23 protein-coding genes are annotated in these 21,538 nt (G+C 70.8%); 11 read left to right on the forward strand and 12 right to left on the reverse strand.

The genetic code is table 11. The features are described 5' to 3' along the window. Nucleotides 1-41: 41 nt before the first annotated feature. Genes AB0J72_RS34015 through AB0J72_RS34025 form a run of 3 tightly spaced genes read right to left on the reverse strand, consistent with a single transcriptional unit; the run spans nt 42 to nt 2,860 of the window. The gene (locus AB0J72_RS34015; protein WP_363405772.1) at nt 42-1,085 is read right to left on the reverse strand and encodes an ABC transporter substrate-binding protein; all 1,044 of its coding nucleotides are present in this window, start codon (nt 1,083-1,085) and stop codon (nt 42-44) included. 28 nt (nt 1,086-1,113) lie between these two features. Further along, the gene (locus tag AB0J72_RS34020) at nt 1,114-2,067 is read right to left on the reverse strand and encodes an ABC transporter permease (RefSeq protein WP_363405774.1); all 954 of its coding nucleotides are present in this window, start codon (nt 2,065-2,067) and stop codon (nt 1,114-1,116) included. Then, entirely contained in the window at nt 2,057-2,860 is an 804-nt protein-coding gene (locus AB0J72_RS34025) for an ABC transporter ATP-binding protein (protein ID WP_344513105.1), read from the reverse strand. The genes AB0J72_RS34020 and AB0J72_RS34025 overlap by 11 nt, the downstream gene beginning before the upstream one ends. A 361-nt stretch (nt 2,861-3,221) precedes the next feature. On the opposite strand from AB0J72_RS34025, the gene AB0J72_RS34030 reads away from it, so the two are divergent. Next, nucleotides 3,222-3,935 (forward strand): response regulator, encoded by a 714-nt coding sequence (locus AB0J72_RS34030; protein WP_363405777.1) that lies wholly within the window; start codon nt 3,222-3,224, stop codon nt 3,933-3,935. On the opposite strand, the gene AB0J72_RS34035 is transcribed toward AB0J72_RS34030, so the two are convergent. Further along, nucleotides 3,932-4,696, reverse strand: coding sequence for a DUF6193 family natural product biosynthesis protein (locus AB0J72_RS34035; RefSeq protein ID WP_363405779.1), 765 nt, complete (start codon nt 4,694-4,696; stop codon nt 3,932-3,934). The genes AB0J72_RS34030 and AB0J72_RS34035 overlap by 4 nt on opposite strands. A 58-nt stretch (nt 4,697-4,754) precedes the next feature. Beyond that, on the reverse strand, nt 4,755-4,988 hold the full coding sequence (locus AB0J72_RS34040) for a hypothetical protein (protein WP_363405781.1): 234 nt from the start codon (nt 4,986-4,988) through the stop codon (nt 4,755-4,757). Between the two features lie 56 nt (nt 4,989-5,044). Here AB0J72_RS34040 and AB0J72_RS34045 point away from each other — a divergent pair, with 56 nt between their 5' ends. Continuing rightward, on the forward strand, nt 5,045-5,401 hold the full coding sequence (locus tag AB0J72_RS34045) for an immunity 53 family protein (RefSeq protein ID WP_363405783.1): 357 nt from the start codon (nt 5,045-5,047) through the stop codon (nt 5,399-5,401). A 123-nt stretch (nt 5,402-5,524) separates the two neighbouring features. Here AB0J72_RS34045 and AB0J72_RS34050 read toward each other — a convergent pair whose 3' ends face one another. From AB0J72_RS34050 to AB0J72_RS34060, 3 genes are all read right to left on the reverse strand, one after another. After that, on the reverse strand, nt 5,525-6,745 hold the full coding sequence (locus tag AB0J72_RS34050; RefSeq protein WP_363406045.1) for an IS4 family transposase: 1,221 nt from the start codon (nt 6,743-6,745) through the stop codon (nt 5,525-5,527). Nucleotides 6,746-6,895: 150 nt separating this feature from the next. Beyond that, complete coding sequence (locus AB0J72_RS34055; RefSeq protein WP_363405785.1) at nt 6,896-7,678, reverse strand: SDR family NAD(P)-dependent oxidoreductase; 783 nt, start codon at nt 7,676-7,678, stop codon at nt 6,896-6,898. A gap of 57 nt (nt 7,679-7,735) precedes the next feature. Continuing rightward, nucleotides 7,736-8,710 (reverse strand): DUF6292 family protein, encoded by a 975-nt coding sequence (locus AB0J72_RS34060; protein WP_363405787.1) that lies wholly within the window; start codon nt 8,708-8,710, stop codon nt 7,736-7,738. Between the two features lie 400 nt (nt 8,711-9,110). Between AB0J72_RS34060 and AB0J72_RS34065 the strand changes: the two genes are divergently transcribed. From AB0J72_RS34065 to AB0J72_RS34075, 3 genes are all read left to right on the forward strand, one after another. Continuing rightward, nucleotides 9,111-9,992 (forward strand): hydroxymethylglutaryl-CoA lyase, encoded by an 882-nt coding sequence (locus AB0J72_RS34065; protein ID WP_363405790.1) that lies wholly within the window; start codon nt 9,111-9,113, stop codon nt 9,990-9,992. Nucleotides 9,993-10,078: 86 nt separating this feature from the next. Beyond that, the gene (locus tag AB0J72_RS34070) at nt 10,079-10,528 is read left to right on the forward strand and encodes a MaoC family dehydratase N-terminal domain-containing protein (RefSeq protein ID WP_363405793.1); all 450 of its coding nucleotides are present in this window, start codon (nt 10,079-10,081) and stop codon (nt 10,526-10,528) included. A gap of 41 nt (nt 10,529-10,569) precedes the next feature. Then, the gene (locus AB0J72_RS34075; RefSeq protein ID WP_363405796.1) at nt 10,570-10,938 is read left to right on the forward strand and encodes a MaoC/PaaZ C-terminal domain-containing protein; all 369 of its coding nucleotides are present in this window, start codon (nt 10,570-10,572) and stop codon (nt 10,936-10,938) included. Between the two features lie 31 nt (nt 10,939-10,969). Here AB0J72_RS34075 and AB0J72_RS34080 read toward each other — a convergent pair whose 3' ends face one another. The 4 genes from AB0J72_RS34080 to AB0J72_RS34095 are packed head-to-tail and all read right to left on the reverse strand — an operon-like array spanning nt 10,970 to nt 15,344. After that, nucleotides 10,970-12,160, reverse strand: a complete 1,191-nt coding sequence (locus AB0J72_RS34080; RefSeq protein WP_363405799.1) for a thiolase family protein — start codon at nt 12,158-12,160, stop codon at nt 10,970-10,972. Nucleotides 12,161-12,173: 13 nt separating this feature from the next. Then, nucleotides 12,174-13,262, reverse strand: a complete 1,089-nt coding sequence (locus tag AB0J72_RS34085; protein WP_363405802.1) for a CaiB/BaiF CoA-transferase family protein — start codon at nt 13,260-13,262, stop codon at nt 12,174-12,176. Then, nucleotides 13,255-14,136, reverse strand: coding sequence for an SDR family NAD(P)-dependent oxidoreductase (locus tag AB0J72_RS34090; RefSeq protein ID WP_363405805.1), 882 nt, complete (start codon nt 14,134-14,136; stop codon nt 13,255-13,257). The genes AB0J72_RS34085 and AB0J72_RS34090 overlap by 8 nt, the downstream gene beginning before the upstream one ends. Beyond that, on the reverse strand, nt 14,133-15,344 hold the full coding sequence (locus AB0J72_RS34095; RefSeq protein ID WP_363405808.1) for a CoA transferase: 1,212 nt from the start codon (nt 15,342-15,344) through the stop codon (nt 14,133-14,135). The genes AB0J72_RS34090 and AB0J72_RS34095 overlap by 4 nt, the downstream gene beginning before the upstream one ends. A gap of 112 nt (nt 15,345-15,456) precedes the next feature. Between AB0J72_RS34095 and AB0J72_RS34100 the strand changes: the two genes are divergently transcribed. The 6 genes from AB0J72_RS34100 to AB0J72_RS34125 all read left to right on the forward strand — a co-directional run bounded on the left by AB0J72_RS34100 (nt 15,457) and on the right by AB0J72_RS34125 (nt 21,426). Next, entirely contained in the window at nt 15,457-17,007 is a 1,551-nt protein-coding gene (locus AB0J72_RS34100) for an AMP-binding protein (RefSeq protein ID WP_363405811.1), read from the forward strand. Then, nucleotides 17,004-18,164 (forward strand): acyl-CoA dehydrogenase family protein, encoded by a 1,161-nt coding sequence (locus AB0J72_RS34105; RefSeq protein ID WP_363405814.1) that lies wholly within the window; start codon nt 17,004-17,006, stop codon nt 18,162-18,164. Before AB0J72_RS34100 ends, AB0J72_RS34105 begins: the two co-directional genes overlap by 4 nt. 83 nt (nt 18,165-18,247) lie before the next feature. Continuing rightward, nucleotides 18,248-19,435, forward strand: coding sequence for an acyl-CoA dehydrogenase family protein (locus AB0J72_RS34110; RefSeq protein ID WP_363405817.1), 1,188 nt, complete (start codon nt 18,248-18,250; stop codon nt 19,433-19,435). 50 nt (nt 19,436-19,485) lie between these two features. Then, on the forward strand, nt 19,486-19,890 hold the full coding sequence (locus AB0J72_RS34115; RefSeq protein ID WP_363405820.1) for a nuclear transport factor 2 family protein: 405 nt from the start codon (nt 19,486-19,488) through the stop codon (nt 19,888-19,890). A 7-nt stretch (nt 19,891-19,897) separates the two neighbouring features. Further along, nucleotides 19,898-20,851, forward strand: a complete 954-nt coding sequence (locus AB0J72_RS34120) for an acyl-CoA dehydrogenase family protein (RefSeq protein WP_363405823.1) — start codon at nt 19,898-19,900, stop codon at nt 20,849-20,851. Nucleotides 20,852-20,868: 17 nt separating this feature from the next. Beyond that, a complete protein-coding gene (locus AB0J72_RS34125) occupies nt 20,869-21,426 on the forward strand; it encodes a VOC family protein (RefSeq protein ID WP_363405826.1) in 558 nt (185 codons plus the stop codon). The last annotated feature ends 112 nt before the right edge of the window (nt 21,427-21,538 follow it).

The following is a 21,538-nucleotide window of genomic DNA, read 5'->3' on the forward strand; positions in this document are numbered from 1 at the left end:
ACCGTCGAGCTGTCGCTCCGGTCAGGTGGCTGAACGACCGGTCACGCCTTGGGGACCTTGGTCACGAACTCGGTCGTGTACCCCTTCGTCACGTCGATGGACGCCTTGCCGCTGGCGACCTCGGGGATGCCGGCGGCGAGGACCTCGATGACGTTGCGGGCGCCGTCGGCGTCGATGACGCCGTCGGTGGTGAACCCGTCCTTGGTCTCCTTGATCGACGCCGCGTACAGCTGCGGGTTGCCTCCCGCGTAGTCGGCCGGCATCTTGGCGGCGATGTCCTCCGCCGAGTTGCTCCCGATGAACCGCAGGGTCTTGACGAAGGCGTTGGCCAGCTTCTGGGACTCCCGCGGGTGGGCCGCCACCCAGTCGCAGGGCATGTAGAGGGAGCTGGCCGGGTAGAGCCCGCCGAGCGCCTTCCTCGTGCTGTCCACAGTGGACAGGTCGACCAGGGTCGTCGCGGTGCCCTTGCTCAGCAGGGTGGTCGACGTGGGTGGTGTCGTCATACCCGCGTTGATGCCGCCGTTCTCGATCGCGGCGACGAAGGTGGAGCCGGCGCCGGCCGCGACACCGACGAAGTCGCCCTCCTTGACGCCGGCCTTCGCCATCAGCGAGTTGATCAGGGCGTTGGTGGAGGAACCCTTGCTGGTGAACCCGACCTTCTTGCCCTTCAGGTCCGCCATCGTCTTCACCGTCGCCGCGTCCTTCGACGACAGCATGACCTTCTCCAGCGGCGTGTTGGCGAACTGTACGACGCTCCGGACGCACTTGCCCTTGAGCTGCAGGGTGTAGGCGTGGTCCATGAATCCGACCACCCCGTCAAGGTGCCCGGCCAGCATCTCGTTCTCCTGGTTGACGCCGTTCTGCTCGTCGGAGAGCTCGACCTCCAGGCCCTCGGCGGCGAAGTAGCCCAACCGTTCGGTGAGCATCGCGGGCATGTAGATGACCTTGTTGATGCCACCGACGCCGATCCGGACCTTCGCCAGCGGACCTTCGGTCTTCGGGGCCGTCGGCCTCTCGGCCGTGCTGCAGGCTGCCAGGCCGGCCGTCAGGCCGACGGCGAGGACGGTTGTCAAGAACTTCCGCATGTTCCAGTCACTCCTTTGTGGATGGTCGTTAGACATGGCTGGCTTCGCTCGCCGAAGGCGGGCGCCAGCGGAGTAGGCGTTTCTCGATGGCGGTGAGCAGCCACTCCGCGCCGAGGGCGACGACGGTGATGATGATCATTCCGGCGTAGATCCCGGCCGCGTCGAAGGTGCCCTGGGAGTGGGCGATCAGCAGTCCGAGGCCGCGCTTGGCGCCGATGACCTCACCGACGACCGCGCCGATCAGCGCGAAGCCGAAGGCGACGTGCAGCGAGGCCAGGATCCAGGACGTGGCGCTCGGGATGACGATGGAGGTGAGCACCTTCGTCCGGCTCGCCCCCAGGATGCGGGCGTTGTTGACCAGGTTGCGGTCCACCTCGCGGGCACCTTGGAACGCGTTGAAGAAGACCGCGAAGAAGACGAGGACCACGGCGGTGGCGATCTTGGAGGACAGGCCGAGGCCGAACCAGATGACGAACAGCGATGCCAGCACGATCCGCGGAATGGCGTTGGCGGCCTTGATGAACGGGGCGAGCACCTCGGCGGCGAAACGGGCCCGGCCGAGCAGGATGCCGAGCACGACGCCGGCGATCGATCCGATGACGAAGCCCGACGTCGCCTCCCAGAGGGTGACGCCGATGTGCTCCCAGATCGGGCCACTGCTCGGCCCGACGGTGAACCAGTCGTGCAGGCGTTGCCAGATCTGCGAGGGCTGGGAGTAGAAGAACTGGTCGATGCCCCAGCGTTGGGCGTGGTCCTTCCAGTCCAGCGGCTTGCTGAAGTGGGTCCGCCCGTCGAAGTCGACCCAGTACCGCGCGGCGAGCTCCCACGCCGACAGGCCGACCGTGACCAGCAGGATCCGGACGCCCCAGACCAGTGCGAGACGGCGGCGCCGTGATCGGCTCGCGGCCCGGACCGCCGCGCGTTCGGCGTCTGCGGACGGTGCCTGCGTGGGGTGCCGCGGTACGTCGGTGTCAGGCAGCATTGAGTGTCGCTCCCCTTCTCGCTCGGGCGACCTCTTCGCGCAGGCAGTCCCAGATCTCGCGGTAGATGTCGAGGAACGCCGTGGTGAGACGGATCTCCTCGACGTCACGAGGTCGGGGAAGATCGATCACGAAGTCGGCCTTGATGGTCGCCGGGACGGCGGTCAGCACGACGACCCGGTCGGCGAGTGCGATCGCCTCCTCGAGGTCGTGCGTCACGAAGATCACGGCCGCGCCGGTGCCGGCCCACAGTCGCAGCAGCTCGTCCTGCATCAGGCTGCGCGTCTGTACGTCCAGCGCGCTGAACGGCTCGTCCATCAGAATGATCTTCGGTTCGTTGACGAGTGTCTGCGCGAGCGCCACTCGCTTGCGCATGCCACCGGACAGCTGATGGGGGTAGTAGGACTCGAAGCCGGCGAGTCCGACCCGCTCGACCCAGGTCGTCGCGACGGCCCGCGCGTCGGCCTTGCGCACGCCGCGGAAACGCGGTCCGGCGGCGACGTTGTCCAGCACGTTCTTCCACGGCATGATCGCGTCCTGCTGGAACATGTAGCCGATACCCGCCGGGATGCCTTGCACCGGCTTGCCGCCCACCAGAACCTCGCCGGAAGATGCCGGTTCGAGGCCCGAAACCAACGACAGCGTGGTGGATTTGCCGCAGCCGGTCGGGCCGACCACCGCCACGAATTCGCCTGGGCGAATGGTCATGGTGAGGTTCTGAACCGCTGTCATGATTCCGGTCGAGCCGCGGAAGCGCTTGGTCGCCTCCCTCAACTCGATCACGGGTTGGGTCACGTTTCCTCCTTGTGTTGCCCGGCGATTACAGGGGTGTTCACCGGGTGTTGCGGAGGAGGGTATGGAGCCGGCCAGCTGGCTTCCAGCCTTGCCGTTGTTGCGAAGGCAATTGACGTTCTGGAGGTTTCGCGCGTTTTGCTCGCGGCGGTTCACGGGTGGCAGATGGCCCGGGATCCGGCCCCTGCGTCGCACGTCGTGCCTGCATGACGAGCGACGTGATTGACACGACGCGACGTGCAAACCTAATCTGGGCCCGCTGCAGCCGACGCGCGGTTCACCAACTCAGCGGCGAGGCGTGGCTGGTTCAGCCGGAGATGTGGTCCTGTCGCACACCCGCTGACCGAACAGCGGAGGTCGACTGATGATCCGAGTCCTGGTGGTGGAGGACGACTTCCGGGTCGCGAAGGTCCACGTGAGCTACACCGACCGGGTGCCCGGATTCCGCGTCGTCGGAACGGCCCTGACGGCGGCCGACGCGCGCCGGATGCTCGCCCATGAGCAGCCTGACCTGATGCTGCTCGACACCTACCTGCCCGACGACTCGGGACTCACGGTGCTGGCCGAGACCGACGTCGACACCATCATGTTGACGGCGATGTCCGATGCGGCCGCCGTACGTAAGGCGTTCGCACACGGCGCATTGAACTATCTCCTCAAGCCGTTCACGGCCGAACAGCTGGTCGACCGCCTCACCGCGTACAGCCGCTACCGAACGGCGCTCGCCATGTCGTCCGGCGGCACGTTCAACCAGGAAGACATTGACCGCTGCCAACGCCACTTGCACTCCGGCGACCGGACGGTCACGCCGAAGGGACACTCGAGTGTCACCGCCCGGCTCGTCGCGGAACGGCTCCAGGTGCTGCCACACACGGCCCGAACCGCCGCGGAGATCGCGGCCGAACTCGGCATCGCGCGAGCCACCACGCAACGCTACCTGGCCGCCCTCGAGCAGGACGGCTTGGCGTTGATGAGCCTGCGCTACGGCGCGACCGGCCGCCCCGAGCATCTGTACCGGTGGAAGGGCCCAGCCGGCGGCGACGATTCCGGACCCGGGCCAAACGTTTCGGGCCGCTAACAGGCCGAAGGATCCGCGGTGCCGGCCGCGGCCGGACCCAGGTCCGGCGGCAGTTGCCCCACCAGCAGCGCGACCGCCCGTTCGGCGTCGTCGGCCGCACCGACAGGTTCACGATCGGCGGCGTTACGAACGACGTAGCCGCCTTCTGTGCGCGGATCGATGTACGGAACGTCTTGGCTGTAGGGGAAGCCGGTGCAGGTGCTGAAGTGCAGCGATGTGTGGCTGGTGTACACGTACAGTTGGCGCAGTTGCGGTGCCGCGTGTGCCGCGTCGATGAGGTCGACGACGAACCGAAAACGGTCATCTCTTCCCCAACCTTCGCGGAGCCCTCGCCATTGCTCGGCAACCGCGTCGGCCGGACCTCGCTGATGGGCCAGGGCCAAGCTGGTGACTTCCAGGAACGGGAACTGACGATGGAGCTCCTCGAGCCTCGCGCCGGCGTGCCAGGACTGCGCCGCCCCGCCGACGTCGGCCAGTTCGGCGGTGCTACCGCCGATGAGCATGACGCCCCGGCTCCATCCGGCGACGCCGAAGGCCCGTTCGTCGGCGCCGATGTACACGCGGAAGTCGCCGCGCTCGGCCGTGCCGCCCGTGACGACCGCCGACCACCGCCCGATGTGGTCACGGACATCCAGCCCGGTTCCGCCGCCGGAGGGCAGCGACTGCCGCAACGCCCGAGCAAGGCTGCCGGCCGCGATCAGGTCCGGATACAACTGCTCACTGAGATCTTCGCCTCGCGACAATGAGCGCATGGGCCTCATCCGCTGACGATGGCAGGCCGACCCCACCCGAGCAAGGCGGTGTGCCGCGTGTCGCGCGTCAGGTAGAGCCTGAGGCGTCGCCGTGATGGTGCAGCGTCACGTGCATGCCTTCGGCGGTCGGATTGGTCGCCAGCAGCGCCGTCTCGGCAGGCGTTCCGGTGATTCCCCCGCCGGCGAGGTGCCGCTGGTGCTCGGCGGCGATCGTCTCGCCATAGACTCGGGTCATGGCTGTCAATTCTTCGTCCGCGACCCGAGCGGCACGGTCATCAACGTGACACAGCATGCGTGACACCGTCGCAATGAAGCCTCACGGATGTTGGGCTCAGATTCCTGCGGCATCATGACCACATGAGCGGGCAGGCTTCCATTTCCTACGTTGACGGGCCTGACGCGTTGACGTGGCTTCAGGGCTGGTACGCCGCCCAGTGCGATGGCGATTGGGAACATGAGTACGGCGTGTCCATCGAGACGCTGGACAACCCCGGTTGGTCGCTGAGGGTGGACCTGCAGGCGACCGCAATGGACGGCGTTGCGTTCCCCAAGCAGGAAGTTCACCGAAGCAAGCACGACTGGTTCATCGCTCGCCTGGTCGACAACCACTTCGAGGCCTTCTGCGGTCCGCTCAATCTCAGCGAAGCCATCCACCAGTTCCGGCTCTGGGTTGCTGACAGCAGCCGGGGTACGTCTGGGCCCAATGCTGGGTAGCTTAAGTTGATCATCCTGTATGGAGTGCTAGCTGTATGGGTAGAACTGGACGGGGGCCGGCTCAGGGTGGGGCACGCCACGGTGAGTTCGGCGTGGACTCTGTTGGCGGCTGCGGGCCAGTGCTCAGAGGGGAAGGGGAAAGGCCGCCGTCCTGGTGGCGGTACGGCGGATGAGGTGGACGGCGTTGACGACGCTGACTCGATCCGGGTCGATGTCGGCGCCGGTGGAAGCCCGGCAGATCAGGGCGCTGATCGCGTGCTGGACCAGCAGGTAGGCCCAGACCTCTTGATGGACCAGGTCCGGGCTGCGTGAGCGCAGCACCCTGCCGGGACCGCGCGGCCACATCTTGAGCTGGCCGTTGGATGCCTCGGCTTCCCGGCGTTGCTGGTAGGTGCCGGCCAGCTCGGCCGCGGTGACATCGTCCGGGTCGTGAATATTGGTGATCAGAACGATCGATTCGCTGCTGTCGCGATTCGGGATGTCGTACTCGATGATGCGGACCACATGCGCGGCAGCGGGATCCGGCTTGGCGCCGCTTTTCGCCGCCGCGAGCAGCCGCGCACGGTGCTGACCCCGGATCTGCGGGTCGATCAGCACGGACAGATAGGTGCCATCGGACAGAACTTTCAGCACCGGCAGACGCAGCTGGGTCGGCGCCCGCCAACACAACGCCGCGCCAGTAAGCGCTGCCACGCTGAACGTCTCGAAACTGTAGAAGCCCCGGTCGGCCATCAGCAACCAGTCCGACGACAGTGTGGGCAGCAGCGTGGCGGCCATCGCCTTCTCACTGCGCGCCCACGGACCCACCTCAGCGTCAATGAACGCCTGCGAGCCGCATTCGGTCAACGCGACCACTCGCACCTTCGGAAACGCCGACCGGGCTTGGGCGTTGCCGGCGTAGCCGAACTCGGTGGCGTTCTCGGCGGTGTCGGGCACATCGACATCGAACCCATCGATGGCCACCAAGCGCCGGCCTCGAAGCCACGCCCCGCGGGTGGCCGGTTGCGCGATCGGCTCCGCGACCCGGTAGAACGTCTCCCGCAACACATCGCGGCCCAGCCGCTTCCGCGCCTGCGTGATGCCCGACGACGTGGGCGGTGCCCACCTGGCATCCCACACCCCGAACGCCGACAGTGAACCGGTCACTTTCTGCGCGACCTCTTCGGTGCCGTCCTCGGCGAACAGACACAACGCCATCGTCAGATACGCCGTCACGTGCGGCGGCAGCGTGCCGCCCCGAGGCCTCTCCGCCACCTCGCACACCGCGACCGCTTCGTCGACCTTGAACCGCGGAACCGCAGCGACCAACACCCCCAACGACACCTGATCCGGTCGGCTGACCATGCCCACGTCAACAGTCGAAGTTTCCGAATCCTGTATCACCCAGTCACAGTAGAACCCCGCGGTCAGCCACCAGCATCACCGCGCCACCGAACCGCCAAGATCAACGTATGCTACGTGGCATTGCGTCTGGGCCTTGAGGTGTCGCGGTTGCTAGAGGCGTTGGTGGAGGGTGTCGGGTGGGCTCAGGTCGATCGGGTTTGGGCCGGTCAGCACGCCGCCCTCGACGGGGAGGGTGTGGCCGGTGATCCAGGCGGCGTCGTCGGAGCCGAGGAACGCGACCGCCGCGGCCACGTCCTCTGGTTCGCCGACGCGGCCGAGCGGGTACATCGGCGCGAGCTGCTCCAGCGCGCCCGGCTGGTCGTCCCAGTTCGGTGTCCGGATGGTGCCGGGGGCGACGACGTTGAAGCGCACGCCGAGCGGGCCGTACCGGGCGGCGTAGTTCTGCGACATCGCGATCTGGCCGGCCTTGGCAGCGGCGTACTCCACGTTGCCGAAGGCCGTGATGGCGTTGACCGAGCTGATCGTGACGACGTTGCCGCGGGTCCTCACCAGGTGCGGGATGGCCGCCTGGATGCAACGGGAGGCGCCGACGAGGGTGAAGTCGAGCTGGCGGTGCCAGTCCTCGGCCGAGGTGTCCTCGGGCATCGAGGTGACGATGCAGCCACCCGCGTTGTTCACCACCAGGTCGAGCCGGCCGAACCGCTCGACGGTCGCGGCGACCGCGGCGTCGACGTCGGCACGCGAGGTGACGTCGACCTTGACCCCGAGCGCGTGCTCCGCGCCGATCTCCTCGGCCAGCGCTGCGACCGCGTCCTCCTGCAGGTCGGTGATGACCACCGCACCGCCCTCGGCGGCGATCCGCCGGACGACGGCCCGCCCGATGCCCTGCGCCGCCGCCGTGACGAGCGCGACCTTGCCCTCGAACCGCCGCATCACCACTCCTCCCGAATCGTTGCCGCCATTCTCCCCGCGATCCAGCCGTGAGCCGAGCTACCACCCCTCCAGGGTGGCGCGGGCGTCGCCGTACTCCTGGCGGAACTCGGTCTGCTTCCCCGAGAGCCAGTCCCAGTCGAAGCTCTCCTCCCACTCGCCGACGGTGATGGCCACCTCGTACCAGTCCAGCTCGCCTGGGCGCTCCCGGACCTCGACGATCTGGGTGAGCCCGCCGTGGAGCTCGGCGCCGGGGGCGAGGTCGCGCCAGAACCGCGACGGCACGTAGACGTCGTCGCCCGCCCGTGGCGGGGGTGGCAGGGTGCGGTCGAAGCCGCGCTGCAGGATCCGGTCGAGGCTGCCGGGCCGTACCGGGGACGTGCGGGTCGGCACCGCCGAATCGGCGAGCGTGGGGGAGTCGTGCGCCCGCAGCGCCGTCATGAGGTCGTCGGCGTCCAGGTGCCACCCCTGCCGCGCCGGCAGCGACAGGTCGCCGGCGAGCGACCGGGCGATCCAGCCGGCGACCGGGGCCGGTTCGGGGAGGAGGCCCTGCTGCCAGTACACGGACCGGCCGTGCCGCCGGTCGGAGTAGGAGACGGTGCGCCGGTCGAGGCGGTATGACCAGCCGCCGGTGCTGTCCCAGACGACGTCGAACCGGCGGCTGTCGGGGAACGCCGGCACCGAGGCGGCCAGATCGACGGTGAGCTGACCCTGCAGGGAGTGGGCTGTCTCGACGGTACGGGCGATGACCCGCACCCCACGCTCGGCGAGCGCGCGCTCCACGGCGAGGAGGTAGCCGTAGTGCGGCTGGTCCCGGAGCGCCTCGGCGTGGTCGGTCACCACCTCGCCGCGTCCTGGCTCGTCGATGCCGCGCAGCACGGTGAGCAGCTCGGTGATCGTGCCCGCCCAGCCCGCGTCCAGCGCACGCTGTGCCGCGTCGAGCCGGAACGCGCTGGCGCCGAGGTCCGGCTCGGCGAGCACCAGCATCGCCCGCGTTCGCTGGGCCGGGTCCGGCTCCGCCGTCGATCCGTTCACCGACGCACCGTACCCGGCGGAGCCGTGTCACCACCGACCGCTTCCGCTCGCGGGGGTGACGAACAGCGGGGGTGACGAACAGCGGGGGCGATGCGCAGCGGGGGCGATGCGCAGCGGCGGTTGTCCAAAGGCTGCCGGCATGAGCGGGCGCTGGATCGACAACGGCAGGACGGCCCAGCGGTGACCGGCGTGCCGGATGAACGGGCCGCCCCGCTGCTCATGGCCGCGGTGTTCGACGCGGTCGACGACGACGGCCGGCCGTCGCCGGACGGTGCTTGTGCCGGCAGGTCATGCCGGCCTAGATTGTGTACAAACCAGCGCGTGGGCGGTAGGTTGACGGCCGTTGGTGATCGGGAGGGTGCCGTGCGGATGCCCGCCAGCACGAACCAGGGGAGAGCCCGTGACCGTCAGGATCTGCGAGGTGGGCCCACGTGACGGCCTGCAGAATGAGCCGGACCATCTGAGCCCCCGGGTGCGCGCGGAGCTCGTCGACCGGCTGTCGGCCACCGGGCTGACGAGCGTCGAGGTGGTCAGCTTCGTCAATCCCGCCCGGGTACCGCAGATGAGCGGCGCGGAGGAGGTCTGCGCCGCGGTGCGGCCGGTCGACGGTGTCGACCACGTCGCTCTGGTGCTCAACGAGCGCGGATACACGCGGCTGGCGGCGACGCGGTGCGTGGAGGCCCGGATGGCCTTCTGCGTGACCGAGACGTTCAACCAGCGGAACCAGGGTCGTGCCGTTGAGCGGTCGCTCGCCGAGGCCGCCGCGATCGTGGCCGCGGCGCACGCCGACGGCCGGCGGGCCAGCATCACGCTGGCCGCGTCGTTCGGCTGCCCCTTCGAAGGAGCGGTCGACCCGGGACGGGTGCTGGCCATCGCGGAGCGGGCCGCGGCCACCGGCGCGGACGAGATCATCTTCGCCGACACGATCGGCGTCGGGGTGCCGCGGCAGGTCACCCGCCTGCTCACCGGTGCGGCCGGGCTCGGGATTCCCCTCGGGCTGCACCTGCACAACACCCGAAACACCGGCTATGCCAACGCGATCGCGGGACTGGAGGCGGGGGCGTCGGTGCTCGACAGTTCCGTCGCGGGTATCGGCGGCTGCCCGTTCGCGCCGAACGCGACCGGCAACATCGCCACCGAGGATCTCGTCTACCTGCTCGAAGGCCAGGGCGTGAGCACGGGCGTCGACCTCGACGCGCTGCTGTCCGTCTCGGCCTGGATCACCGAGGTGCTCGGCCGGCAGCTGCCCGGCCAGCTGCTGCGCGCCGGGCGGTTTCCGTAGGCAGCGACGAGGTGCTGCGTCGCGGCCGACGAATTGTGTACAATCGGCGAGGCTGGATGGGAAGAGGCGATGTACACATGGGTCAGATGTCGAAGTTCGAGGGCCGGTCGGGTGCCGAATTCACGATGACGGTCGAGCGGGGCAAGATTCGCGAGTTCGCCGCCGCCGTCGGCTCGGACCATCCGCTGTACTCCGGCGACGACCCGATCTCCCCGCCCACCTTCCTGGCGTCGAGCGCCTTCTGGACGACGGACGCCAGCTCACCGTGGGGCGACGAGCCGCCGGATCTGTCGCGGGTCCTCCACGGCGGCCAGCAGTACGTGTTCCACGGGCCGCCGCCACGGGCGGGCACCGTGCTGCACGGCCGCCAGCGCATCGATCGCGTCTACTCCAAGCAGGGCCGGCGCGGCGGCATGCTCGAGTTCGCCGACATCGTCACCGAGTTCCGCGACGCCGACGGACGGCTGGTCGCCGAGGCCCGGGCCACGCTCGTCGTGACGGAGCAGGCCCCGACGGCATCGGCGCCGGCCGAATGACGGCGTCGCGCCCGACGGTGGGCCCCCTCGGAGCGCCGCTGGTGCAGGGCCCGCTCACCGTCACCGACTTCGTGCGCTACCAGGGCGCATCCGGCGACATGAACCCGATCCATCACGACGCCGAGTTCGCGCGTGCCGCCGGGTTCCCGACGGTGTTCGCCGTCGGGATGCGGCAGGCCGGTGTCCTGGCCGCGTTCGTCGCGGACCGCCTCGGCCCCGACCACATCCGCCGGTTCGAGGTGCAGTTCCGCGCCATCGCGTGGCCGGGCGACACCCTCACCTACACCAGCGAGGTCACCGCCGTCGAGGAGACCGCGACGCACACGGTCTGCACGGTCGTGGTCCAGGCGACCCGGCAGACCGGCGAGGTTCACCTCGCCGGCACCGCGGTGTTCGAAGTGCCGTTCTGAAGCCGCCCCACGGTGGTGGCGTTGTGCCGTTCTAGAGCCGTTCCACGATGGTGGCGTTGGCCTGGCCGCCGGCCTCGCACATGGTCTGCAGCCCGTATCGGCCGCCGGTCTGTTCGAGGTGGTTCACCAGGGTCGCCATGAGCCGCACCCCGGAGCCGCCGAGGGGATGGCCGAGCGCGATCGCGCCGCCGCGCGGGTTGAGCCGTTCCGGGTCCGCCCCGAGATCGGCCGCCCAGGCGAGCGGGACCGGTGCGAACGCCTCGTTCACCTCGTAGGCGTCGACGTCGTCGATGGTCAGGCCGGCCCTGGCCAGCACCTTGCGGGTCGCCGGGATCGGCGCGGTCAGCATCATGACCGGATCGTCACCGGCCAGGGCGAAGGCGTGGAACCGCGCCCGGGGCCGCAGCCCGAGCTCGGCCGCCCGCGTCGCGCTCATGATCAGCGCGGCCGCCGCCCCGTCGGTCAGCGGCGAGGAGTTGCCGGCGGTGATGTGCCAGCCGATCTGCGGGAACCGCTCGCCGGCGGCGGCGTTGTAGAAGGCTGGCCTGAGCCCGGCCAGGCCGGCCGGCGAGGTCGCCGGGCGGATGGTCTCGTCCTGCGTGAGCGGGGCGTCGCGGCCCGGCACGCCGACCGGGACGATCTCGTTGGCGAAGGCCCCAGCGGCGGCGGCCCCCGCGGCCAGCGCGTGCGAACGGGCGGCGTAGGCGTCCAGCTGCTCGCGGGTGAGGCCCCAGCGGGCGGTCACCAGCTCGGCCGCGATGCCCTGCGACACGAGGCCGTTCCCGGCCAGCCGCGCGGCCACCCCCGGGCCGAACGGGTCGGCGCCGCCGACCATCGCGGTGCCCATCGGGACCCGGCTCATCGACTCGACCCCGCACGCCACGACGATGTCGTACGCCCCGGCCATCACGCCCTGGGCGGCGAAGTGCATCGCCTGCTGGCCCGAGCCGCAGGCCCGGTCGACGGTCGTGCCCGGGACGGTGAGCGGCCAGCCCGCCGCCAGCACGGCGTTGCGCCCGATGTTGGCCGCCTGCTCGGCGGCCTGGCCGACGCAGCCGGTGATGACGTCGTCGATCAGCGCGGGCTCGACCCCGGTCCGCGTGACGAGCGCGCGCAGCACGGTGGCGAGCAGGTCCACGGGGTGGAGTCCGGACAGCGCGCCGCCGGGTTTGCCGCGGCCCGACGCGGAGCGGGCGATGTCGACGATCACCGCGTCATGCATGTGGATCCCCTTGTCAGCGAGTTGGAGTCGACGGCCACTGCGCGACCGCGGCGGCCAGTTCGGGTGTCGCACCCCAGGCCCGCACGACGTCGGCGGCCGACGCCGTCGCCGCCGCGCGGCCGAGGGGAAGCCGGGGCATCCCGTCGGCGAAGGTCGCGCGGGTCACCGCCTGGCCGTGCCGCGGTGCCTCGCTGAGGGTCAGCACCGGCGTCAGGCAGGCATCGGTGCCGGCGGCGAGGGCGGCCCACTCGTCACGGGTCCGGGTGAGCACCGCCGCGGCGATCGCCGCACGCAGCGCGGGCCAGCGGGCCGGATCGTCGCGACCCTCGCGCAGCTGCGGGCCGAGCCGGAGCAGGTCGGCCAGCGCCGCGAAGAACTGGGGTTCGAGGGCGCCGATCGCGACGTGGCGGCCGTCGGCACAGGCGTACACGTCGTAGTAGGGCGCGCCGGTGTCGAGCAGGTTCGTGCCGGCCTCGTCCTGCCACTGCCCGTCGCGGTGCATGCCGAACAGCATCGACGCGAGGTAGGTGGTGCCGTCGGTGATCGCCACGTCCAGCACCCGTCCGGTGCCGGTGCGCGCGCGTTCGACGAGCGCGGCCAGCACCGCCGTGACGAGGTACATGCCGCCGCCGCCGAAGTCGCCGAGGAGGTTGGCCGGGGGCGTCGGCGGCTGGCCGGCCCGCGCGGCGGCGTGCAGGGCTCCGGTGACGGCGATGTAGTTGATGTCGTGCCCGGCCGTGGCGGCGAGCGGCCCGGTCTGCCCCCATCCGGTCATCCGGCCGTAGACGAGCCGCGGATTGATGGCGTGGCAGTCCTCCGGGCCGAGCCCGAGCCGCTCGGCGACGCCCGGGCGGTAGCCCTCCAGGAGCACATCCACCGAGGGCAGCAGTCCGCGCACGACGTCCGCGGTCTCGGCGTCCTTCAGGTCGACGCCGGCCACGGGCCGGCCCCGCTCCAGCCCGCCGCCGCCGGGCACCTGGCCGGGGCGGCGCAGCGCGAGCACGTCGGCGCCCAGATCGGCCAGCAGCATGCCCGCGAAGGGCTCGGGGCCGATCCCGAGCAGCTCCAGGACCCGCACGCCGCGCAGTGGCCCGTCAGTCATGACGCTGTCCTTCCATGTCCGCGGCGGGCGGCGCGGCCGCGATGGCCGACCGCAGGGCCCGGTCGAGCTCGTCGAGGTCGTCGGGCTGGGTGAAGGTCGGCTCGAGGTGCCAGCCCGAGGCGATGCCGACCTGCGGGCCGCGGACGTCGAAGACGCGGCCGGTGACGTCGCGCGTGTCCGGCCGGCAGAGCCAGGCGACGACGCGCGCCACCCAGTTCGGGTCGAGCTCCTCGCGCCGGCGGTCGGTGATCTCGCCCTCGTAGCGGCGCAGCGGCGCCTCGGTCAGGCGGGTGAGGGCGCTCGGGGCCACGCAGTTGGCGCTCACGCCGTACGGCCGCAGCTCCTGGGCCGCCACGAGCGTGAACGCGGCGATGCCGGCCTTGGCGGCGGCGTAGTTCGACTGCCCGATGTTGCCGAACAGTCCGGAGGCGGAGGTCGTGGTGATCAGGCGGCCGTCGACGTCCGCGCCCGCCTTGGCCCTTGCCCGCCAGTGGGCGGCGGCGTGATGGGCGACGGTGAAGGTGCCCTTGAGGTGTACCGCGATGACGTCGTCCCATTCGGTCTCGGTCATCGACGCCAGGGTCCGGTCGCGCAGGATGCCGGCGTTGGCGACCACCACGTCGAGCCCGCCGAAGGTGTCGACGGCGAGCCCGACGAGGTCGGCGGTGTCGGCGAAGTCCGTCACGTCGTGCCGGCTCAGGACGGCGGTGCCGCCCGCGGCCTCGATCTCGGCGACGACCGCTCCGGCGGGTCCGTCGTCGGCACCGAGGTCGTTCACGATGACGGCGTGGCCGGCGGCGGCCAGGGCCAACGCGTAGGCCCGGCCGAGGCCGCGCGCGGCGCCGGTGATGACGGCGGTCCGGCGCGGGCTCACTCGGCCACGATCCCGCGCTGCAGGAGGTCGTCCCAGGCCTTGTCGTCCACCCCGGCCAGCTCGTCGAGCACGGCGCGGGTGTGCTCACCCAGGCGCGGCCCCACCGCGGACACCTCGCCCGGGGTGCGGCTGAACTTCGGGACGATGCCGGCCATCGGCCCCGCGGTGCCGCCGGCGGTCTCCGGCCGCAGCACCATCTCCCGGGCGGCGTAGTGCGCGTCGGTGACCATGTCGGCGGCGGTGTAGATCTTTCCCGCCGGCACGCCGTGATCCGCGAGGGTCCGCAGCAGGTCCGGTGCGGGTAGCGAGGTGGTCCAGCGTTCGATCTCCTCGTCGAGGACGGTCGAGTTGCGGCCGCGGGCCTCGTGGCCGTCGAAGCGCGGGTCGGTCGCCAGCTCCGGGCGGCCCATGGCGTCGCAGAGCCGGCGGTAGACCGCGTCGGCGTTGCCCGCGATCGCGATGTCGGCCCCGTCGGCAGTGCCGTACACATTGGACGGTGCGACACCCGGCAGGACACTGCCGGTTCGCGTGCGCAGTGTTCCCGCCCGCTCGTAGTCGACCATCGTCGACTCCATGAGCGCCGCGACCGCCTCGTAGATGGCGACGTCGACCTCCTGGCCGCGGCCGCTCGCCGCGCGCTCGACCAGCGCCGTGGACGTTCCGACGACGGCGAACAGCGCGGCCAGGGAGTCGCCGAGGCTGATGCCGGTCCGGGCCGGGCGCGACCCGGCGTCACCGGTCGTGAACCGGATGCCGCCCATGGCCTCGCCGATGCTGCCGAAGCCCGCCTCGCGCGACCGCGGGCCGGTCTGCCCCAGCCCGGAGACGTGCACGACGATGATGCCGGGATTGATGTCGGCGAGGGTCTGGTAGCCCAGGCCCCAGGCGTCGAGAGTGCCTGGCCGGAAGTTCTCCAGGACGACGTCGCAGCGCGCGGCGAGGGCCCGCAGCACGGCCTGGCCGTCCGGGTCGCGCAGATCCAGCGCGACCGACTTCTTGTTCCGGGCGATGGCCGGCCACCAGAGGCTCTGGCCGTCCTGCACGACACCCCAGCGGCGCATCGGGTCACCCCCGGCGGGCGGCTCGATCTTGATCACCTCGGCGCCGTAGTCGGCCAGCAGCTGACCCGCGAACGGTCCCGCGATGAAGCTGCCGAGCTCGAGGACCCGGACGCCCGACAGCGGACCTGAAGAACCCTGCTTCGTCACGGCTGCTCCCCTGAATGTGCACAATCTGATGGCAGGAGCACGTAGAAACGGCATTCTGGCGGTGCTCGTCTGCACTATTGCACACAATCGACGGCTGCGGCACACTCCGATGATGTACGCCGCACACATCGCGCAGGACCGTCCGGACCGGGTGGCGATCATCATGGCGGAGGCCGGCACGCGGATCACCTACGGTGAGTACGAGTCGGAGGCGAACCGGTTGGCGCACCTCTTCCGGCGCAGCGGCCTACGCTTCGGCGACCACGTGGCGATGCTCATGGAGAACAACCCGCGCCTGCTGGAGAGCGAGGCGGCCGCCGAACGCAGCGGCCTGTACTACACCTGCATCAACCACTATCTGTCCCCGGACGAGGCCGCGTACATCATCAACGACAGCTCCGCCCGGATCGTGGTCACGTCGGCCGCCAAGCTCGACCTCGTTCGGCAGCTGCCGGAGCGGTGTCCCCGCGTCGAACGGTGGCTGATGGCCGACTGTGCCGACCCGCCGGCGCCGTTCGAGTCCTACGACGGTGCCGTCGCCGGCCTGCCGCCGGATCCGATTCCGGACGAACAGCTGGGCATGGCCATGCTCTACTCGTCCGGCACCACCGGGCGCCCGAAGGGCATCTACCATGCGCTCGCGGTCGCGCACCCGTCCGAGGAGCCCCTCGGGTCACGCATCCAGAGCCAACGGTGGGGGCTCGACGGGTCCAGCGTCTACCTGTCGCCCGCTCCGCTGTACCACTCGGCCCCGCAGGGCAGCGTGTCCATGACGCTGCGGGCCGGCGGGACCGCGGTCGTCATGGAGTCGTTCGACGCGGAGCGGTACCTCGACCTCGTCGCCGCCCACCGGGTCACGCACTCGCAGCTGGTCCCGACGATGTTCTCCCGCCTGCTGAAGCTGCCGGAGGAGCGCCGCCGCCGCGCCGACGTCTCGTCGCTGCGCACGGTCATCCTCGCGTCGGCGCCGTGCCCGCCCCAGGTGAAGCGCCAGATGATCGACTGGTGGGGCCCGATCATCCTCGAGTTCTACGCCGCCAGCGAGGGGATCGGCTACACGTTCTGCACCTCGCGGGAGTGGCTCGACCACCCGGGCACCGTCGGCCGGGCCGCGAGCGGCGAACTGCTCATCCGGGCCGAGGACGGGAGCCTGTGCCCGCCCGGCGTGACCGGCACGGTGTGGTTCCGGGGGCCGGCCGGCTTCCAGTACTTCAACGACCCCGGCAAGACGGCGGCGACGCGCGACGTCGAGCTCGGCGCCAGCTCGGTCGGCGACATCGGCTACCTGGACGACGAGGCGTACCTGTACCTCACCGACCGGGAGAGCTTCATGATCATCTCTGGTGGGGTCAACATCTACCCGCAGGAGACGGAGAACCTCCTGATCACCCACGAGAAGGTGTACGACGCCGCGGTGATCGGCGTCCCCGACGACGACCTGGGGGAGCTGGTCAAGGCGGTCGTGCAGCTCGCCCCCGGGGTGGATGCCGGGCCGGCGACCGCCGCGGAGCTGATCGCCTTCTGCCGGGCGTCGATCGCCCACTACAAGTGCCCCCGCTCCGTGGACTTCGTGACCGAGCTGCCCCGGCTGCCCACCGGCAAGCTCTACAAACGGAAGCTGAAGGACCAGTACTGGGCCGGACGGGAGTCGTTGATCCAGTGAACGAGGACGAGCTCCGGCGGCGCGTCGCCGGCTTCATTCGCGACACCGACGGCGCCGACCGGATCACGGCGCTGGGGGCTCAGTTCGACGCCGGACTGGCCTGGGTCCACCATCCCGCCGGGGCTGGTGGGCTCGGCCTCGGCCCGGACCGCCAGGCCGAGGTGGACGCGCTGCTCGCGGCGGCCGGCCGGCTGGAGTCCTGGGAGCGCAACCCCATGGGCATCGGCATGGTCGCGCCGGCGCTGATGGCCCACGGCACGCCGGCCCAGCGGGCGCTGCTCCGGCCGATCTTCACGGCCGAGCACATCTGGTGCCAGCTGTTCTCCGAGCCCGGCGCCGGGTCGGACATCGCCGGGCTGGCCACGCGGGCCGTGCGCGAAGACCGTGACGGCGCCGGGTGGGTCGTCGACGGGCAGAAGACGTGGACGTCGCTGGCGCACACCGCCCGCTTCGGGCTGGCCCTGACCCGCACCGACCCCGGCGTCCCGAAGCATGCCGGGCTGACCGCGTTCCTGATCGACATGCGGGCCGCGGGCGTGCAGGTGCGGCCGTTGCGCGACCTGACCGGGGGTGCGCACTTCAACGAGGTGTTCCTGGACGGGGTGCGGCTGGGCGACGACGCCCGGCTCGGCGACGTCGGGGGCGGATGGGCGGTCGCCACCACCATGCTCGCGAGCGAGCGGGCCGCGATCGGCGGGTCGGTCGGGGAGCGCGGGTCGGGGGCCATCGCCCTGGCGGTCGACACCTGGCGCCGGACCGGGTCCGACCCGGACCGGCGGGCCGAGCTGACCCGGCTGTGGGTCGAGGCCGAGGTGCTGCGCCTGTCCGCGCTGCGGGACCAGCGGACGCGGGCCGAAGGCGGGCCCGGGCCGGGCGCGTCCGGTCTCAAGCTGCGCCGGGCCCTGCTGGAGCAGCGCATCGCCCGCTTCACGTTGGAGCTGCTCGGCCCGGCCGGGCTCGTCTATGACGCCGACGCCGTGCGGGCCGGCGGGCCGGTCCCGGACGACCCGGTGTGGACCTGGCTGCAGTCGCAGGCCTACACGATCGCCGGCGGAACGTCGGACGTCATGCGCACGATCATCGGGGAGCGCCTGCTGCGGCTGCCCAAGGAGCCCGGCCTGCCTCGCGACACGCCCTGGGCGCAGATCCCGCGCTGACCGTTACGGCCATTGACCAGCGCGGCAGCGTCGATGTAAAACTAAAACTGATGTTAGAATCAGCTAATTTGGAGGTGGCGTCCGTGCCGAGTCGAGACTTCGCCCAGCAGCGCCACGACGTGCGGCGGTTCGTCGACGAGGAGCTGATCCCGCGGGAGCCGATCCTGGATCGCAACGACGCGAGCAGTACCGAGGCGATGGCGGAGCTGAAGAGCCTGGCCAAGCAGCGGGGCGTCTGGGCGCTCGGGCACCCGGCCGCGATCGGCGGCGGCGGCCTGCCGTTCATGGACTACGTCATGGTCAACGAGATCGTCGGGCGTTCGTACTGGGGAACGGAGGCCCTCGGCACACTGTCCTTTCAGGACTGTCTGATGCTGCTGGAGTTCGGCACCGAGGCCCAGCGGAAGCAGTGGATCCCGCTGCTGTTCGAGGGCGTGACCGGACCGACGATCGGCATGACCGAGCCCGAGGTCGCCGGCTCCGACCCGACGCTGATCCAGACCACCGCGGTGCTCGACGGCGACGAGTGGGTGATCAACGGCCACAAGTGGTTCACCTCCGGCGCCAACCGCGCCATGTACACCACGGTCTTCGCCAAGACTGACCCGGACGCGCCCAAGCACCAGCAGTTCTCGATGATCCTCGTGCCCACCGACACGCCCGGCTACAACATCGAGCGGGTCGTGCGGACCATGGGCCACTACGGCGGCAACCACTGCGAGGTCCGCTACGACAACGTGCGGGTGCCGGCCGAGAACCTGCTGGGGCCCCGGGGTGGCGGCTTCGCCGTGGCCCAGGCGCGGCTCGGGCCGGGCCGGATCACCCACAGCATGCGCTGGCTCGGGCAGGCCCAGCGCGCCTTCGAGCTGATGTGTGACCGCGTCAAGACCCGCTTCGCGCACGGCTCGCTGCTGTCGGAGAAGGGCGAGGTCCAGCGCTACATCGCCGAGTCGGCCGCGCACATCCAGGCGGCCCGGCTGATGACGTTGGACGCGGCGCGGAAGATCGACGCCGGGCAGGACGCCCGGATCGAGATCTCCCTGATCAAGTTCTTCGGCGCGCAGATGCTGCACGACGTCGTCGACCGCGCGCTGCAGGTGCACGGCGCGCTGGGCGTCACCGAGGACACGCCGCTCGAGCGCATGTACCGCGACGCCCGCTACGCGCGCATCTACGACGGCCCGGACGAGGTGCACCGGATGGTGGTCGCCAAGCGACTGCTGCGCGGCGACTACCGGGAGCAGGCGCCGTGGTCGGAGATCGTGCGCTGACCACGTACCGCGACAACTGACGGAAACCGACATCGCTTTCAGGAGTTTCGATGACGACGAGCGAGTTTCGAACCAGCCCGGCGGATGTCTCGCTCGCGCTGGCCGAGCGGCTGGCCACGGCGATCGACGCCAACGACCTCGACGCCCTGCGCGACGAGATCTACACGGCCGACGTGGTGGTCTGGCACAACGACGATCAGCACGAGCAGCGCGTCGACGAGAACCTCAAGGTGCTGAACTGGCTGCACCGCAAGGTCGGCAACAAGCGCTACGAGGACGTGGTACGCCACGCGACGCCGACCGGCTACGTGGAGCAGCACGTGCTGCGGGGGACCGCGCCCAACGGCACCGAGGTCGAGATCCCCGCCTGCCTGGTGGTGACGGTGACCGGCGGGCGGATCTCGCGCATCGACGAGTACCTCGACAGCCAGGCCGCCGCCGCGCTGCGGGCATGAGCCGGCCATGAGTCAGCTCAGTGCCGCCGAGCGCGACCAGTGGCGCTCCTCGGTGGCCGCCGTGGTGGCCCGCTGTACGCCCGGCGGGAACTGGGATGCGCTGTTCGATCTCGGTGTCGCCGAGCTCGGGCTCGAGGACCTGGCGGTGGCGATCGAGGAGTGCGGCGCCGTGCCGGCCGCCACGCCGTTGCTGGGCCACATGTTCGGCCTGCGGGCGCTGCGTTCCGCGCCCGCGTCACCGGAACGGGACCGGCTCCTGGCGGGCGCGGTCAGCGGCCGGCATCGGGTCGCGCTCGTGCTGGCCGACGGCGAGCGGACCTACGTGCTGGAGGGGGGAGCGGCCGACACCTTCGTGATCGCGACGGGGCCGGATCTGTTCGTGGTGCCGGCCGATGCGCGCGGCGTCGTCCGGCGCCCGCTGCCCACGCTCGACCCGTCGCGGGTCCTGTGGCACGTCGAGTTCCACGGGGCGGTGACGACGCCGCTCGGCCGGGACGGCGAGTGGAAGGCCGAGCGGCTGCGGTCGGAGCTCGCCGCGCTGGTCGCGGCCGACTCGATCGGCGGGGCCCGGGCCGTGCTGCGGGGCGCCGTGGACCACGCCCGCCAGCGCATGCAGTTCGGCCGCCCGATCGGCTCGTTCCAGGCGGTCAAGCACCGCCTGGCCGACGTGTCGAGTCAGCTCGACGGGGCGGTGGCGGCGGTCGACCACGCGGTGCGCCGGTTGGATGCCGACGCCCCGGACTCGGCGCTGGCCGCCGCGGTCGCGAAGCTCGCCGCCGCCGACGCCTATCTGGCGGCGGCCGAGGGCGCGATCCAGACGTACGGCGGCATCGGCTTCACGTGGGAGCACCCCGCGCACATCTATCTCAAGCGGGCCCACACCAACGGTCAGCTCGCCGGCGGTGCGGCGCCGCACCTGGAACTGGTGGCCGACCGGGCCGGGATCGGCCCGATCAACTGAACCCTGGAGGGCGCATCATGGCCGAGCGAGAATTCGAGATCGGCGGCATCAACCACCTCGCGCTGGTGTGCAGCGACATGCGCCGCACGGTGGACTTCTACACCAACGTGCTGGGAATGCCGTTGATCAAGACGGTCGAGCTGCCGAACGGGATGGGGCAGCACTTCTTCTTCGACTGCGGTGGCGGCAACGCCCTGGCCTTCTTCTGGTTCCCGGGTGCGCCGGACAAGGTTCCCGGTGTGACCCATCCCGGTGCGCTGCCCGGGGTCGGCGACATCGCCAGCGCCGTCGCGTCGATGAACCACGTCGCCCTGCAGATCCCGGCCGACAAGTTCGACGAGTACCGCGAGCGGCTCCAGGCCAAGGGCGTGGAGGTCGGGCACGTCGTGTTCCATGACGACAGCCCGTCCACGATCGCGCGGCGCATGCACGACGGCGTCTACGTCGGCTCGCTGTACTTCTTCGACCCGGACGGCATCCTGCTGGAGTTCGCGGCCTGGATGCGGAAGCTGACCCCCGACGACGTCCGCCACGAGCCGGCCGCGCCGGTCGTGGAGGCGGTTGCGAAGGCCTGAACGGTCTTCTGTTCCAATTTTCTGAAACTGATGTCAGTATCAGGCCCACACCCCCAACCTTTCTGGCCTTGATGGAGGCATTCATGAGGACGCTGCGGACCCGCCTCGCTGC

Origin of the sequence: Dactylosporangium sp. NPDC049742, assembly GCF_040674675.1 — a bacterium.
Taxonomy (GTDB): Bacteria; Actinomycetota; Actinomycetes; order Mycobacteriales; family Micromonosporaceae; genus Dactylosporangium; species Dactylosporangium maewongense.

Bases quoted from the DNA above. Each gene is read 5' to 3' on its own strand.
- AB0J72_RS34085 (WP_363405802.1), bottom strand. From the start codon at position 13,262: ATGACTGACGGGCCACTGCGCGGCGTGCGGGTCCTGGAGCTGCTCGGG.
- AB0J72_RS34030 (WP_363405777.1), top strand. From the start codon at position 3,222: ATGATCCGAGTCCTGGTGGTGGAGGACGACTTCCGGGTCGCGAAGGTC.
- AB0J72_RS34120 (WP_363405823.1), top strand. From the start codon at position 19,898: ATGAGTCAGCTCAGTGCCGCCGAGCGCGACCAGTGGCGCTCCTCGGTG.
- AB0J72_RS34080 (WP_363405799.1), bottom strand. From the start codon at position 12,160: ATGCATGACGCGGTGATCGTCGACATCGCCCGCTCCGCGTCGGGCCGC.
- AB0J72_RS34100 (WP_363405811.1), top strand. From the start codon at position 15,457: ATGTACGCCGCACACATCGCGCAGGACCGTCCGGACCGGGTGGCGATC.
- AB0J72_RS34015 (WP_363405772.1), bottom strand. From the start codon at position 1,085: ATGCGGAAGTTCTTGACAACCGTCCTCGCCGTCGGCCTGACGGCCGGC.
- AB0J72_RS34115 (WP_363405820.1), top strand. From the start codon at position 19,486: ATGACGACGAGCGAGTTTCGAACCAGCCCGGCGGATGTCTCGCTCGCG.
- AB0J72_RS34125 (WP_363405826.1), top strand. From the start codon at position 20,869: ATGGCCGAGCGAGAATTCGAGATCGGCGGCATCAACCACCTCGCGCTG.
- AB0J72_RS34070 (WP_363405793.1), top strand. From the start codon at position 10,079: ATGTCGAAGTTCGAGGGCCGGTCGGGTGCCGAATTCACGATGACGGTC.
- AB0J72_RS34050 (WP_363406045.1), bottom strand. From the start codon at position 6,745: ATGGTCAGCCGACCGGATCAGGTGTCGTTGGGGGTGTTGGTCGCTGCG.
- AB0J72_RS34035 (WP_363405779.1), bottom strand. From the start codon at position 4,696: ATGAGGCCCATGCGCTCATTGTCGCGAGGCGAAGATCTCAGTGAGCAG.
- AB0J72_RS34055 (WP_363405785.1), bottom strand. From the start codon at position 7,678: ATGCGGCGGTTCGAGGGCAAGGTCGCGCTCGTCACGGCGGCGGCGCAG.
- AB0J72_RS34020 (WP_363405774.1), bottom strand. From the start codon at position 2,067: ATGCTGCCTGACACCGACGTACCGCGGCACCCCACGCAGGCACCGTCC.
- AB0J72_RS34045 (WP_363405783.1), top strand. From the start codon at position 5,045: ATGAGCGGGCAGGCTTCCATTTCCTACGTTGACGGGCCTGACGCGTTG.